At 69.8% G+C, this 14,538-nt stretch carries 14 protein-coding genes and 1 pseudogene; 8 read left to right on the forward strand and 7 right to left on the reverse strand.

The features are described from left to right. Positions 1-71: 71 nt before the first annotated feature. Positions 72-1,595 carry a hypothetical protein gene (locus ACZ6ZP_RS26580; RefSeq protein WP_469408660.1) on the reverse strand — a complete coding sequence of 508 codons (1,524 nt, stop codon included), beginning with the start codon at positions 1,593-1,595 and terminating at the stop codon, positions 72-74. 154 nt (positions 1,596-1,749) lie between these two features. Then, positions 1,750-2,403, reverse strand: a complete 654-nt coding sequence (locus ACZ6ZP_RS26585; RefSeq protein ID WP_361465648.1) for a GntR family transcriptional regulator — start codon at positions 2,401-2,403, stop codon at positions 1,750-1,752. Positions 2,404-2,562: 159 nt separating this feature from the next. Between ACZ6ZP_RS26585 and ACZ6ZP_RS26590 the strand changes: the two genes are divergently transcribed. The 5 genes from ACZ6ZP_RS26590 to ACZ6ZP_RS26610 all read left to right on the forward strand — a co-directional run bounded on the left by ACZ6ZP_RS26590 (position 2,563) and on the right by ACZ6ZP_RS26610 (position 7,857). Beyond that, positions 2,563-3,813 carry a sarcosine oxidase subunit beta family protein gene (locus ACZ6ZP_RS26590; protein ID WP_399978598.1) on the forward strand — a complete coding sequence of 417 codons (1,251 nt, stop codon included), beginning with the start codon at positions 2,563-2,565 and terminating at the stop codon, positions 3,811-3,813. 26 nt (positions 3,814-3,839) lie between these two features. Beyond that, the gene (locus tag ACZ6ZP_RS26595) at positions 3,840-4,157 is read left to right on the forward strand and encodes a sarcosine oxidase subunit delta (RefSeq protein ID WP_399978596.1); all 318 of its coding nucleotides are present in this window, start codon (positions 3,840-3,842) and stop codon (positions 4,155-4,157) included. Further along, complete coding sequence (locus tag ACZ6ZP_RS26600) at positions 4,154-7,024, forward strand: sarcosine oxidase subunit alpha family protein (RefSeq protein WP_469408662.1); 2,871 nt, start codon at positions 4,154-4,156, stop codon at positions 7,022-7,024. Before ACZ6ZP_RS26595 ends, ACZ6ZP_RS26600 begins: the two co-directional genes overlap by 4 nt. Further along, on the forward strand, positions 7,014-7,604 hold the full coding sequence (locus ACZ6ZP_RS26605; RefSeq protein WP_469408663.1) for a sarcosine oxidase subunit gamma: 591 nt from the start codon (positions 7,014-7,016) through the stop codon (positions 7,602-7,604). Before ACZ6ZP_RS26600 ends, ACZ6ZP_RS26605 begins: the two co-directional genes overlap by 11 nt. A gap of 130 nt (positions 7,605-7,734) precedes the next feature. Beyond that, positions 7,735-7,857 carry a hypothetical protein gene (locus ACZ6ZP_RS26610; RefSeq protein ID WP_351166232.1) on the forward strand — a complete coding sequence of 41 codons (123 nt, stop codon included), beginning with the start codon at positions 7,735-7,737 and terminating at the stop codon, positions 7,855-7,857. 108 nt (positions 7,858-7,965) lie between these two features. On the opposite strand, the gene ACZ6ZP_RS26615 is transcribed toward ACZ6ZP_RS26610, so the two are convergent. Together ACZ6ZP_RS26615 and ACZ6ZP_RS26620 are read right to left on the reverse strand one after the other, a co-directional pair. Then, a complete protein-coding gene (locus tag ACZ6ZP_RS26615) occupies positions 7,966-8,352 on the reverse strand; it encodes a hypothetical protein (protein ID WP_351166234.1) in 387 nt (128 codons plus the stop codon). Between the two features lie 132 nt (positions 8,353-8,484). Next, complete coding sequence (locus tag ACZ6ZP_RS26620; RefSeq protein WP_469408665.1) at positions 8,485-9,084, reverse strand: 2'-5' RNA ligase family protein; 600 nt, start codon at positions 9,082-9,084, stop codon at positions 8,485-8,487. A 162-nt stretch (positions 9,085-9,246) separates the two neighbouring features. Between ACZ6ZP_RS26620 and ACZ6ZP_RS26625 the strand changes: the two genes are divergently transcribed. Continuing rightward, entirely contained in the window at positions 9,247-10,221 is a 975-nt protein-coding gene (locus ACZ6ZP_RS26625; protein ID WP_469408667.1) for an RNA-binding protein, read from the forward strand. A 27-nt stretch (positions 10,222-10,248) separates the two neighbouring features. Here ACZ6ZP_RS26625 and ACZ6ZP_RS26630 read toward each other — a convergent pair whose 3' ends face one another. Continuing rightward, positions 10,249-10,851 (reverse strand): HutD/Ves family protein, encoded by a 603-nt coding sequence (locus ACZ6ZP_RS26630; RefSeq protein ID WP_469408668.1) that lies wholly within the window; start codon positions 10,849-10,851, stop codon positions 10,249-10,251. A gap of 372 nt (positions 10,852-11,223) precedes the next feature. Between ACZ6ZP_RS26630 and ACZ6ZP_RS26635 the strand changes: the two genes are divergently transcribed. Both ACZ6ZP_RS26635 and ACZ6ZP_RS26640 read left to right on the forward strand, forming a co-directional pair. Further along, positions 11,224-11,895, forward strand: a complete 672-nt coding sequence (locus ACZ6ZP_RS26635; protein WP_469408669.1) for a DUF4232 domain-containing protein — start codon at positions 11,224-11,226, stop codon at positions 11,893-11,895. Positions 11,896-12,449: 554 nt separating this feature from the next. Further along, positions 12,450-13,115, forward strand: coding sequence for a nitroreductase (locus ACZ6ZP_RS26640; RefSeq protein WP_351166242.1), 666 nt, complete (start codon positions 12,450-12,452; stop codon positions 13,113-13,115). A 200-nt stretch (positions 13,116-13,315) separates the two neighbouring features. Here ACZ6ZP_RS26640 and ACZ6ZP_RS26645 read toward each other — a convergent pair whose 3' ends face one another. Both ACZ6ZP_RS26645 and ACZ6ZP_RS26650 read right to left on the reverse strand, forming a co-directional pair. Continuing rightward, complete coding sequence (locus ACZ6ZP_RS26645; RefSeq protein WP_468615529.1) at positions 13,316-14,107, reverse strand: ABC transporter permease; 792 nt, start codon at positions 14,105-14,107, stop codon at positions 13,316-13,318. Beyond that, positions 14,104-14,538 (reverse strand): annotated as a pseudogene (locus tag ACZ6ZP_RS26650) (ABC transporter); the annotation flags it as partial. The pseudogene ACZ6ZP_RS26650 and the gene ACZ6ZP_RS26645, both read right to left, overlap by 4 nt.

A 14,538-nucleotide genomic window follows, 5' to 3' on the forward strand; every position in this document is an offset into this window, starting at 1 on the left:
GACGTGTGAGCAAGGGACGTGGGCGGCGGGGCAAGCCGGTCGGGCGGTCGCCCGGTCAGACGTACGCCCGGTCAGCGGTGCAGGCCGGTGCGCGGCCGGGCCCGGCTGCTGAGCTTTTGACGCGTCGGCAGAGGTGTGTGGCGGTTGAGCCGTGGACGGTGACCGGCATCCGTGCGCCCGCCCCCGGAGGCGTACGCGCCTCCTGTCGCACCGGCATCGGGATGCACGGCGACCAGCCCCGAGCGGAAGAGGCCGTGCTCGACGCGGCGGGCAGCGGCCGCCCGCAGCTCTTCCCTGAGCGGCCCGTCGCGCAGGACCGCACCGGGGCCGAGCAGCCCTTCGACCACGGCGAGCGCTCCGGCGACATCGCCGTGGCGCAGCCGCTCGCGGACCGCGGGCAGTGCCTCCGGGCTGCGGTGCACCGCGTCGATCGCGCGCAGGCAGGGCAGCGCGGGACCGCCGAGCGCCACCAGCAGCTCTTCGCGGTGCAGTTGGGCAGGGTCGTGATCGATCGCCTTCAGCACACCGTCCCGCAATGCGATGCGGTGCACCTCGCCCCGGCACTCCACCCGGTGCGGATCGCCGGGATCGGGGGCGCGTCCGGCTGCCGGTGCCGAGTCGTACGCCCCCCATGCCGAGCCGTACGCCGTAAACGCCGCGGCGACCAGCGGGTGCAGCCGATCAGCCGGGATCAGCCCGGCCCGCAGGAGCTCCAGGTCCGGCAGGACCCGTACGGCCGCCTCGGGCAGCACCGGAAGCGCCGCGACCTCCTGGGGCGGCAGCGCCTCCCGCAGGGGCCGGAACGTGGGGGCATGGCTGTCGTCGGGAGCGAGGAGTTCGAGCACGGCACGGGTACGCGCGCCGAGCCGCACGGTGAAGGCCCCGCGAGGACGCCCTTCGGCCCGCAGCAACAGGTCAGCCTCGGCGGCCCACCGAGCGGACGCCAACGAGGCTTCGGGGACGGCGGGGTGACCCCGCAGCCCCTGAAAACCCTGCAGACCCTGCAGGTTCGGCTGACCCGGCTGACCCGGCTGACGAGGCACGAGCACCCCGCCCGCCCCACACCGCCGGGGCAGCTCGCCGCTGCGTCCGGCGTCCCAGAGGTGTCGGTGCAGGTCGAGCCGGAAGCGCCGGTCTGGATGCGGGTGCGGATGATGTCCGGGGGCGCTGCTCCCGGACTCCTCCCACAGTGCCAAGGACGCCCGCTGTCCGGCGTCCGCCCGGGCCGGCGGCGTCCGCACCACCAGCTGTAGCGGCGTGGTGCCCGAACTGCGGTATCGGGCAAGGGAGATGGTGAGGCCGGGCCGGAGCCGTCCGTCGGGGGCGATGCGGGGCAGGTGCCAGCGCAGCAGATCCGGCGCGAGGCGGCGCAGATCTGCCCGGAGGCGGGTGGTGAGCTCGGAGCCGTGGCGGTCGCGCACGGCGCGCAGATCGAGATCGACGTCGATCCGGGCGGCGGCGCATGCCCCGGCCCAGTCACCGGCCATACGCCGGGCGGTGGCGGTCTCGATCATGGACAGTGGCACGGCGTACTCACGCACGCGCTGCCACATCAACAGGTGGGGCGGAATCTCGCTCGCGGGGTGAAGTGCCATCAGCACTCACCTTGCGCGGACGATTCCCCCATTCCGTACGAGGAGAAGGTCTTCATCCCGCGCATCATAAGCACCACTGTGTCGATCTGTCAGGTGCCTTTTTGCCGCCGGTCGACCTCAACGCGCCCTGATCCACCCGCTGCTGCTGCGCGGTTCAGATGACGCCGCGGATCGCCGTCTCGAACCCGTCCACGTGGCCCGCGGCCAGGGTCGCGGCCTTCTCCGCGTCGCGGTCGATGATGGCGTGCAGCAGCGGCCCGTGCTCGTGCACGTGACCGGCCAGGGCCGGCAGCCGGTCGAGGAACAGGCACCAGATCCGGGTGGCCAGGTTGTCGTACCTGACCAGGGTGTCCTCGAGGTAGGGGTTGCGCGTCGCGGCGTAGATGGCGCGGTGCACGGCCATGTCGAGCCGGATCAGGTCCGTGTCGCCGCCGGAGGTGTCCGCCAACTGGCCGAGCAGTTGGTTGAGTTGCTCGCGGTCGGCCTCGCCGGCGCGTTGAGCGGCCAACGAGGCTGCCAGGGGCTCGAGTTGCTGGCGGACCTCTGAGATGTGGCCGAGGTCGGCGATCTGTACCTCGGTGGCGAAGGTGCCGCGCCGGGGGTAGGCGACGATGAGGCGTTCGTGCTCGAGGCGCTTGAGGGCCTCGCGGACCGGGGTGCGCCCGAAGCCGAGTTCGGCGGCGATCCGCTCGTCGTTGAGGGGCTCTCCGGGGCGGATCTGGAGGGTCACCAGACGGTCCGAGAGGGAGCGGTAGGCCTGGTCGGCCAGCGTTCCATGGCCCTGACCAGCGACGGTCGACGCAGTCACTCCGGATCCTCCCTTGACGCGGCTCAATCCGCGCTCCTAGTGTATCGCAACAAGAAGTTGATATATCAGTCGTCTTTTAGTTGCTCCCGAGGGAGTTCTCATGACTGCGCACACCTTTGACCAGCACGTAGGCCGCTCCGCAGCCCAGGAGGCCGGCCAGTGACGCACCCGCACGAGGCCCCTCCCGCCGCGCCCGGCGACGTCCTGCCCGACCACCCCGACTTCCTGTGGCGCAATCCCGACCCCAAGCCGTCCTACGACGTGGTCATCGTCGGCGGCGGCGGGCACGGCCTGGCCACCGCCTACTACCTGGCCAAGAACCACGGCATCACCAACATCGCGGTCCTGGAGAAGGGCTGGCTGGCGGGCGGCAACATGGCCCGCAACACCACCATCATCCGTTCCAACTACCTGTGGGACGAGAGCTCCGGCATCTACGAGCACTCGCTCAAGCTGTGGGAGACCCTTGAGGAGGACCTGGACTACCCCATCCTCTTCAGCCAGCGCGGCGTCCTGAACCTCGCCCACAGCCTGCAGGACGTCCGCGACAGCAAGCGCCGCGTCCATGCCAACCAACTCAACGGCATCGACGCCGAGTGGCTGGAGCCGGACGAGGTCGCCAAGGTCTGCCCGATCGTCAACACCTCACCCGACGTGCGCTATCCGGTCCACGGCGCCACGTACCAGCCGCGCGCGGGCATCGCCAAGCACGACTACGTCGCCTGGGGCTTCGCGCGCAAGGCCGACGACTACGGCATCGACCTGATCCAGAACTGCGAAGTCACCGGCATCGACATCCACGACGGCCGCGTCAGGGGAGTGCGGACCACGCGCGGCCCCATCGCCGCCGGAAAGGTGGCACTGGCGGCCGCAGGGCACTCCTCCGTCCTCGCCTCCATGGCCGGGCTGCGGCTGCCCCTGCAGAGCCACCCGCTCCAGGCGCTGGTCTCCGAACTCCTGGAACCGGTGCATCCGACCGTGGTGATGTCGAACGCCGTGCATGTGTACGTCTCCCAGGCCCACAAGGGCGAGCTCGTCATGGGCGCCGGCATCGACAGCTACAACGGCTACGGACAGCGCGGCGCGTTCCACATCATCGAACGCCAGATGGCCGCCGCACTCGAACTCTTCCCCGTCTTCGCCCGCGCCCACATGCTCCGCACCTGGGCCGGCATCGTCGACGTCACGCCCGACGCCTCACCCATCGTCGGACTGACCCCCGTCCAGGACCTCTATCTCAACTGTGGCTGGGGCACCGGCGGCTTCAAGGCCACACCGGGCGTCGGCTGGTGCTACGCGCACACCATCGCCACCGGGGAACCGCACCCCTACAACGCGCCCTTCACCCTGGCGCGCTTCACCACCGGCGCCCTGGTCGACGAGCACGGCGCGGCCGCCGTCGCCCACTGAACCGCCGCCCGGCCAAGGAGATCGACATGCAGCTCATAGCCTGCCCCTGGTGCGGTGAGCGGGAAGAAGCCGAGTTCCACTACGGCGGACAGGCGCACATCGCCTATCCCGACGATCCGTACGCGCTCGACGACGAGCAGTGGGCCCAGTACGTCTTCTTCCGCGACAACCCCCAAGGCCCGTTCGCCGAGCGGTGGGTGCACGCGGCCGGCTGCCGACGCTGGTTCAACGCCCTGCGCGACACCGTCAGTCACGAGTTCCTCGCGGTCTGCCCGCCCGGTGCCGAGCGCCCCCTCACCACAAGGACCGCACCGCGGCGGACAGGCCAGGAGGACACCCGATGACCACCCCATTCCGTGCCCCCGGCCACGGCCACATCGACCGCGAGACCACCCTCTCCTTCACCTTCGACGGCGCCACCTACACCGGGCACCCCGGCGGCACCCTCGCCTCGGCCCTGCTGGCCAACGGCGTGCACCACGTGGCCAACGGCATCAAGTACCGAAGGCCGCGCGGCGTCCTCGCCGCAGGAACCGAAGAGCCCAACGCGCTGGTGCAGATCGAGGCGCCCTTCCCCGAACCCATGCTCACGGCCACCACCGTGGAGCTGTACGAGGGCCTCGTCGCCCGGGGGCTGTCCGGCCAGGGCAGGCTGAGCAGCGAGCCGGACACGGCCCGCTACGACACCCTGCACGCCCACTGCGACCTCCTGGTCGTCGGCGCGGGACCGGCAGGCCTGACCGCCGCACTGACGGCGGCCCGTGCCGGAGCCCGCGTGATCCTCGTCGACGAACTTCCCGAGCCCGGCGGGTCGCTGCTGGGCAGCCAGGAACTCCTCGACGGCGCACCGGCGACCGCGTGGGTCCGCCGGGCGGCCGCGGAGCTCGACGCCTGTGCCGACGTACGGGTGTTGCGGCGCACCACCGCCTTCGGTCATTACGACGACGGACTCGTCCTGGCCCTGGAGAAGCGCACGGACCACCTCGGTGCCGCGGCGCCCGCCCACCTCTCGCGCCAGCGGATCTGGCGCATCCGCGCCCGGCAGGTCGTGTACGCCACCGGCGCCTACGAGCGGCCGGTCGCCTTCGACGACAACGACCGCCCCGGCATCATGCTGGCCGGCGCCGCGCGCACCTACCTCAACCGCTTCGGCGTGCTGCCCGGGCAGCGGGCCGTCGTGTTCACCACGAACGACAGCGCCTACCCGGCCGCGCTCGAACTGGCCGACGCGGGCCTGCGCGTCGCCGGGGTGATCGACGCCCGCGAGGACGTTCCGACGCACTGGCGCGGCGCATGCGCAGAGCGCGGCATCGACGTACGCACCGGCCACGTCATCACCGGAACCAGCGGCATCAAGCACGTCTCGCGCGCCCACGTCGCCCCCTTCAGCAACGGACGCCTCGGCGGCCGGCAGGGCATCGACTGCGATCTGCTGCTCGTCTCCGGCGGCTGGAACCCGGCCGTGGCCCTGTTCAGCCAGGCCCGAGGCGCCCTGAGCTACGACGCCGGAATCGGAGCCTTCGTACCCGCGCAGGCGCCGGACACCGTCCGCGCGGCGGGAGCGGCAAGTGGCACCTTCACCCTGGACGGCTGCCTGAGCGAGGGCGCGCACGCCGCATCGCAAGCCCTGTCCGCGCTCGGCAGGACAACCCCTGCACCGGCCACCTACCCGCTTGCGGAAAAGGATACGGAGACGGAGACTGCCCCCGGCCAGGTGCTGTGGCGCGTCCCGAGCCCCCGAGAAGACCCGGACGGCTCGCACCAGTTCGTCGACCTGCAGCGCGATGCCCTGGTCACCGACGTGCTGCGGGCCACCGGGGCAGGCCTGCGGTCGGTGGAGCACGTCAAGCGCTACACCACCATCGGAACCGCCCACGACCAGGGCCGCACATCGGGCGTGATGGCCTCGGGCATCGTCGCCGAGGCGCTCGGGATCGACGTCGCCGAACTGGGCACCACCCGCTTCCGCCCACCCGGCGTGCCGGTGTCCTTCGCCGCCTTCGCGGGCCGCAACCGCGGAGAGTTGTTCGACCCGACCCGGGTCACCGCCCTGCACCCCTGGCATGTCGCGCACGGCGCCCTGTTCGAGGACGTCGGCCAGTGGAAGCGCCCCTGGTACTACCCGCGGCCCGGCGAGAGCATGGACCAGGCGGTGCTGCGCGAATGCCGGGCGGCCCGCACCGGCGTCGCCATCATGGACGGCTCCACCCTCGGCAAGATCAACGTGCAGGGGCCGGACGCCGGCGTGCTCCTGGACCGGCTCTACACGAACCTGATGAGCACGCTCAAGGTGGGCCGGGTCCGCTACGGCGTGATGTGCGGCGTCGACGGCATGGTCCTCGACGACGGCACCGTGATCCGCGTCGCCGAGCAGGAGTTCCTGCTGACCACCACCACCGGCAACGCGGCCAAGGTCCTCGAATGGATGGAGGAGTGGCTACAGACGGAGTGGCCCGACCTGCGCGTGCACCTCACCTCGGTCACCGAGCACTGGGCGACCATCCCCCTGGTCGGCCCGCGCTCCCGCGACGTCCTTGCCCAGGTGGCCCCCGAACTGGACGTCGACAACGACGCCTTCCCGTTCATGTCCTGGCGCGACACCCCCGTGGCCGGCATCCCCGCGCGGGTGTGCCGCATCAGTTTCTCCGGTGAACTCGCCTACGAGATCAACGTGCCCGCCTGGCACGCAATCACCGTATGGAAGGCCCTGTACGAAGCCGGCGGCGCGTTCGGCATCACCGCGTACGGCACCGAGACGATGCACGTGCTGCGCGCCGAGAAGGCCTACCCCATCGTCGGCCAGGACACCGACGGCACCGTCACCCCGCAGGACCTGGGCATGGCGTGGGTGGTGTCCAAGAAGAAGCCGGACTTCATCGGCAAGCGCTCCTTCGCCCGCGCGGAGAACCAACGCGGCGACCGCAAGCAACTGGTGGGCCTGCTACCGGCCGACGAGACGATCCTCCTGCCCGAAGGCGCCCAGATCATCGCCACCAGCAATATCCCGGCACCCCCGGTGCCCATGCTGGGCCATGTCACCTCCAGCTACCGCAGCGACGCCCTGCGGCGGACGTTCGCCCTGGCCCTGGTGCGCGCCGGCACCCAGCGCATCGGCGAGACCCTCTACGTCCCACTGGACGGCCGGACCGTCCCGGTGACCGTGACCGAACCCGTGCTCTTCGACAAGGAGGGAGCTCGCCGTGACGGTTGAGACATCCGCCCGCTTCAGCCCGCTCGGTGCGTGGCAGGACACCCTGGCGCACCTGCCCACCGGACTACAGACGCGGGAACTGCCCTTCCTGACCCAGCTCACCCTGCGGCTGCAACCCGGCAGCCGCGCGGCCCGTGCCGTCGAGGCGTCCCTGGGCCTCACGCTGCCCGGCCCCCTGCGCGCGGAGATGTCCGGCGAGATCAAGGCGCTGTGGATGGGCCCGGACGAATGGCTCCTGATGGCCCCCGACGGCCGCCAGGACGCCCTCACCGCCCAACTGCGATCGGCCATCGGCGAGGAGTTCGCCACGGTCACCGACGTCTCGGCGCAGCGCACCACCCTGGCCCTGTCCGGACACCTGGTGCGCACGGTGCTGGCCCACGGCTGTGCCATCGATCTCGACCCGCGCGTGACACCCGTCGGCTCATGCCTGACCACGCTGCTGGCGCAGGCGCCGATCACGCTGGTGGTGCGGGGAGAGGCCGCCCGCAGCGTATGGCTGCTGGTCCGCTCCTCGTTCGCGCCCTACTTGGCCACCTGGCTCGTCGACGCGTGCACGGAGTACAGGGGCAGCCGATGAGCACGTGCGTCGCCGACCTGTTTCCAGCCGGCATAGATCCCTTGCGAACGGGCCGCGCGCTCCTGCGTGTACGCCGCCTTCGTGTACATCGTCATCGGGCGCCGAGACGTCGAGTGCTGAGGAGCCACGCATGAACAGCGAGGTCGTCCTCACCCTCAGCTGCCCCGAACGCCTGGCACTGTCCCGTGCGGTCAACTGGCACTGCCAGGGCCGCATCCTGCTCCACGGCAACCGGACGGTGGTCTTCAGCTGATCCGTGTGCCCGGCCGGGAATCCGCCGGACGCGCGGAGGTGCAGATGGCTCGTCCCCTCCCAGCGGGGAAGGGGACGAGACCGCTTCCGTGCGGTGATGGGTGAGCGACTACGGGTTGACGAACAGGTAGTCCGCGACCAGGCCGATCGGTGAGGACCAGTCGATGAACACGCGGATCGACACGACGCCGCTGTCCGGCGCGATGTTGTACACCTGGTAGCGGGCGCCGCCGATGAACTTGCCGCCGCTGCCTGTCGGTCCCTCGCTGATCGAGACGAAGGCACGGGTGTTGGGGCCGAAGCTGTTGGAGGTCAGGTTGAGGATCCACCAGCCGTTGCGCGGACCCCAGTTGTGCCGGTACGTCCACCCGAAGCCGGACAGATCCTGCGGGCTCACGCCTTCGGGTCGCTGCCCTCCGAGGAAGTGAATCTGCGACTCCTCGACCTTCGCTTCCTCGAACTGGACCTCTCCATGGCCCTCGGAACCTGCGGGCATGGTGTCCCTCCCTAGTGTCCGTGCGTGACGTGACAGTGGGCACACGTTCCTGCTGGGCCAACCGCGCGTCAAGGATGTATTTCGTGGGATACATCCGATTCGGCCACAGGATGTTCGGAGGCTTCGGGAGCGTCATCCGACGGGCGAGCCTGCCGGTCCAGGAGGGGGCCAGTGACCAGCCGACAGCGCGAACTCGGCCACAGTCCGCCACGAACCTGGCGCGTCGGCGCCAGCGATCAAATGGGCACGGTCGACTCGGGCATGGACCGGCAGCTTCGGCGCCAGGTCGATGGCTGCCTGCTGCATGTCGACGAGATCCGCCAGGCGCGCGCTCCCCACGGTCAGGTGCGGAGTCGGGTTGGGATGCACACCTCGGTAGGGCGGACAAGCGGGGAACCGACGCCACACGGCATCGGTGAGATCTCGGAAGGATGTGTCCGGCTCGGGGGCCAGCCACACGACCTCCTGCCCGAACCACCCCACAGTCGGGAACGTGCAGGTGAAGGCGGGAATCGTCGCCAAGCACGCCCGCACATCGTCGATCACGTTCTCCGTGATTCCCTCAGGCGCGACGAAGGGGTAAAGCACAGTGACATGTGCCGCAACCGGCCAGGACGCAGTGGGGTCCAAGAACCGCCGGTAGGGCCCCACGACCCCCTCGGCTTCGGCCACAGGAACGATGATCGCGGTCTTAGTCGCCCCTGCCAGCTTGTCCAGCCGTCCCTCAACCATCACGGCATGCTTGCACACGCCGCATAGCAGCATCAGGTGCTGAGGTGCTGAGGTGCTGAGGTGCTGAGGTGCTGAGGTGCTGGGCGCCCTCCCGCATTACGCTCCCCTTCACGTCAACGAGATCGACCGCTGAGCAGCACCGTCAATGACCGCAGGAGCAATGTGCCGCCGCCCTTCGTGCACCGGATCACCAAGTACGACCCTGCCGACCGCGACGGGCACGGCAGTTACATCGGCACCGAGGACACGACCAGCGACCACGGGTCGGTCGAAGCGGCCTACCTGCGGGCGATCGCCGCGTTCGCCACTGACACCGGCGTCGACCACCTGGTCATACGTGAGCCGGGGATCGCCGGCCTGGCTCACTTCGGCCTGGAGCCGGCCGTCGAGGGGCACGGCCTTGCCGCACTCTTCCCGCCCGACCTCAGCGGATTCCACGATGGTGCGGAAGTGCCCCTGGCCGTCGGTCTGGAGCTGGTCCGGGTCATGCTTCGTGACAACGGCGCCTGGTGCTGCCTGGAGGTGGAGGGCAGGTTCACCGTGCGCGTCGGATGGGACCAGTACGTGTACGTCAGCAGTGACAAGCCCTGCGAGGGAGCCGTTGCCCGCACCCGGGCGCTCGGCCTCTTTCCGGAGCGGTTGGAGCGTTCGCCCTACGATGCGGACCTCGATGACCCCGGCGTGCAGCGGCCCGCCGACGAGGACTTCTGGTCCCGACTTCGCCGGTCCATCGACATGGGGCAGGCAGCGATATTGGAGGAGGAATACCTCAGCAACGCTTCCCGCTGGCACCGCCTCGCCCAGAACACCCTGGACGCGGTACGCGCCCGGCTCACCCCGCGTGCCCAGTTGACCGTCTGGCCGGACCTGCCCGCCGAACCCGACGGGGGCGCGGTGGAGTTCGTATGGGAGGGCGAGAACGGGGTGATCACCAGCACGATCGCCGACGCGTCCGAGTATCAGGAACTGACCGCCCACGTGGCCGGCGCCCGTGCCGCCGCAGCCTTGTTCCTGTACGTCGATGAACGCGATCCGCTGTTTACTGCCGTCCTGCCCGACCGACGGCTTTCTGCGGGCCCGGTGGGGGAGCGGTTAGACCGGGCGTCCCCCAACCTCACGCCCAGGGCGGTCCGTTGACTGACCGAGGAATCCGCCCGAATGTCGTCAGCGCGCCGCGGTGATCCTGATCTCGGCCACCGTGCCGTCGCCTCGCAGGGCCAGCGGTCCCGGGCCTTGGTGGCGTACGCAGTCGAGACGGCCCAGGGCGGTCTCCCCTCCCTCCGGCCCGCCGACGGCGAGTCCCTCGGTGGCGGCCATGACGAGGAGCGTTTCGCCCGCGGCGCACGCCATTTCCGCCCCCTGCGCGGCGGTGACGGTAACGATCTGCACGTGTGCCGTTGCCCGGCCCCTGCGGGTCATCACATTCATGTCGCGCACCGCACCCGCCTCCAGCCGACAGTCTGTGGCCGCGTCGCCGGAGAACGCGAAGGGGCTCAACGGCTCGACCAGTTGCGGGGTTCCGTCCACGGTCAGCACCATGCCTTCGCCCTCGACCAGGGTGATCACGCGGTCGATCCCGGGAAAGGGGGAGAAGGCGCCTTCCGCGTCCACGTCCGCGATACTCACCCGCCAATCGAAGCCGTCCGCGGGCTTCGCCGAGGCGAGGGGCGCGTGGACGGCGCCCGACGCGACCTCGCGGGTCGTACCGCCGCCGTTCTTCCACGGCATGCTGCGGTAGTCGCTCCAGCGCAGAACGTCCTCGCCCATCTGAGGCCGCCTCCTTCTCCGTCGTACGCCTGGCCGCCTTCACCGGCGAGCCCGGGCCGCCACCAGGCGCCTCAGCCGTCGGATCGCAGGAGCACGCCCAGGCACGTGATCATCGAGTCCGTGGTCAGCCTACGTGCCGCCCTGGCGCGGAACCGTCCTCCCCTCGGCTGTCGTACGGCCAGGCGTCGGGGTGCGTTGGGGGATTCGAAGGTGTGCGCACGGCGGAGGGGGCGTCACCGGGTCTCGCAGTCGCATGTAACAGGCATGTATTAGGGGCGGGCGGGTGGAACGGCTTCCCGGGCCGCGTGGGTCCTGATGATCAGTCACGCCCGTTCGTGCCGATCGGACGGCACCGACCGCAAGGAAGAATCGATGCGCTCCAAGAACCTCACCCTCGCCGCTCTGGCCCTCGCCGCGGGTCTCTCGCTCACCGCCTGCCAGGGGGATGAGGACGCCACCGCGAGCGGTAAGAGCTCCGGCTCCTCCTCCGGTTCGTCGTCCTCGTCGTCCTCGTCTCCGTCCTCGTCCGGGACCTCCGGCGGCAGCGGCGCAACCGACGAGAACACCGCGGGCGGCAGCGACGATTCGGCCGCTGGGGAGGCCGACGAGGGCAGCGGTGGCGGGCAGATCACCACCGGAACCTGCAAGACGGCCAACCTCGAGTTCAGCACCTCCCACGGCATGGGCGAGGGCGACCTCCTGGTCGCCCTGAAGAACACCGGCGGCGACGCCTGTTCCCTCAAGGGATTCCCGGGAGTCGACCTCAAGGCCGACAGCGGCCCCGGCGGCCTCAGCGCCGAGCGCAGCAAGCTCGCCGCCCCGGCGGTCGCCCTCAAGTCCGGTGAGACGACCCGCTTCACCCTCCACACCCCGCGCAACGACACCGGCGGCTCCGGCGGCTCCGGCCTGGACATCACCACCATCGTCGTCACCCCGCCCAACGAGACGCACTCCAAGACCCTGCCGGTCTCGCTCAACCTCCCCGTCTCCGACAAGGCCGTGGCGACCGTCACGGTGGACCCCGTCGGCACCGGCAAGCAGTAACCGAGCGTCTGAGGCCCACGCCGGGCCAGCTCGCCCGGTAACCGGTCCTGGTACTCGTAGGCGACGGTGAAGCGGCCCCTCCTACCCGTTCTTTTCCATATGAATACGATGCAGAGGGAACTTCAGGCGCACGGACGGCGGGAGGCCAGCGGGGTTGTCGCTCTGCAAAACCCCTGTCATCGGGGCTCGTTGAGCGGAACATGGATGACACGAGAGGTCCGCTCGCCACCCCGCCCCAAGGCCAACTTCTCACCGGTGCTTACTGGTTGGACTCTCCCCGGCACATGGGCGATGAATGCACGTGGTGCACGCAGTTGAAGCAGGCAGGGGCCACGTCCGAGCAACGGGTGGCTCTGCCGCTGGGTGCCGACAGCGCACGCGGGTGAGTCTCAGCGGTACTTCGTGATCGGTCGACGAAGGAACGTCGACGGAGGAATGTCGACGGAGCAATGGGGCCCGTACCTGCAACTCAAAGCTCCGTCCGGTCTGCTCGCCTGATGCGACGATCATCCTGGTGTCTTCGCTGCCCGCCATGGAGTGAGAGGGCGAAATACGTGGATGTGTATGAAGCCGTGGTCAGTCGCAGGGCTGTACGGGCGTTCAGCGACGAGCCGATACCCAAAGACGTACTCCAACGAGTGCTGGCCGCGGCCACACGGGCTCCATCGAGCGGCAACCTCCAGCCCTGGCATGTGTACGTCGTGACCGGCGAGCCCCTGGCCGAACTGAAGAAGCGCGCGACGGCCAGGGCTCTGGCGGCAGACCCGGGCGACGATCGGGAGTACCCGATGTACCCGGCCGAGCTGACCTCCCCGTATCTGAACCGCTTCTCCGCCGCGGCCGCCCTGCGCTACAAGGCGCTGGGAATCGAGCGCGACGACCCCGGCAGACCCACGAAGATCGCTGCCTTGAACGCGGACGCGTTCGGGGCTCCGGTCGTCCTGTTCTGCTACCTGGACCGGACGATGGGCCCCGGGCAATGGGGCGACGCGGGGATGTACTTGCAGACGGTCATGCTGCTGCTGAGGGCGGAAGGGCTGCACAGCTGCCCCCAGGTGATGTGGACGACGTATCGCAAGACGGTCAGTCAGGTGGTCGGAGCCGATGACGGGCTCGTGCTGTTCTGCGGCGTCTCGGTGGGATTCGAGAAGGAAGGTGTGCCACGGCCACGTACCGGGCGAGCGGATCTGGCGGAAACGGTGAGCTTCATCGGCGCGTGACGCGGTGCCCCGGGGTACGGCGAGGGCTTCTGACGGGTCGTCCGGTGGCTCGGATCAGCGACTGAATGGCGACCCGGTCCTGGCGGTGGCCGAGCACGCCGAGAGGGCGGCGGGCTCCGAGACGGTGTCGGAGTACGCCGCCCTGGGGCGGGACGAGTGGCGGGACGAGTGGCGGGACATGGCCCGCGCTGTCATGGCGGTTACTTCGGGTCGCTGTTGAACTTTGAGGTCGACCAGAAGTAGCCGAGCACCGCGAGGCCGATGCACCAGGCGACGGCGAGCCAGCCGTTGTGGCCGATCTCGGTGCCGAGCAGCAGGCCGCGCAGGGTTTCGATGGTCGGGGTGAAGGGCTGGTATTCGGCGACGGGCTGGAACCAGCCGGGCATGGAGGTGACGGGGACGAAGGCGCTGGAGAAGAGGGGCAGCAGGATCATCGGCATGGCGTTGTTGCTGGCGGCCTCGGCGTTCGGGCTGACCAGGCCCATGCCGACCGCGACCCAGGTGAGGGCGGAGGCGAAGAGGACGAGCAGTCCGAAGGCGGCCAGCCATTCCAGGGCGGTGGCGTCGGTGGAGCGGAAGCCGATGGCCACGCCGACGGCGCCGACCAGGACGACGCTGGCGATGCACTGCAGCACGCTGCCGATGACGTGTCCGATGAGCACGGAGCCGCGGTGGATGGCCATGGTGCGGAAGCGGGCGATGATGCCTTCGGTCATGTCGGTGGAGACCGAGACCGCGGTTCCGACGACGGTGCCGCCGATGGTCATCAGCAGGATGCCCGGGATGATGTAGGCGATGTATTCGGCGCGATCGGCGCCGCCGCCACCGATGCCGGCGCTCATCACGTCGCCGAAGAGGTAGACGAAGAGCAGCAACAACATGATCGGCGTGAGCAGCAGGTTCAGCGTCAGGGACGGGTAGCGCCGGGCGTGCAGGAGGTTGCGGCGCAGCATCGTGGACGAATCGCGGACGGCGAGAGAGAGGGCACTCATCGGGCAGTCTCCTTGGGCTGGCTGGGCAGGCCGGGCAGTCCGGGCTGGGGGGTGGAGTCGGCGGTCAGGGCGAAGAAGACGTCGTCGAGGTCGGGGGTGTGCACGGTCAGTTCGTCGGCCTCGATGTCCTTCGAGTCGAGCCAGTCGAGGATGGAGCGGAGCTCGCGCTGGGTGCCGTCGCTGGGGATCTGGAGTGACATCGCTTCGTCGTCGCGGGTGGCCTCGTGGAGGGTGGATGCGGCGGCTTGGTATGCGGTCGGGTCGGTGAAGCGGAGGCGGACGTGGCCGCCGGGGATCAGGCGCTTGAGCTCCTCGGCGCTTCCCTGGGCGGCGATTTTGCCGTTGTTGAGGACGGCGATGCGGTCGGCGAGTTCGTCGGCTTCCTCGAGGTATTGGGTGGTGAGGAAGACGGTGACGCCGTCGGCGACGAG

The organism is Streptomyces sp. NPDC054047 (assembly GCF_055585065.1).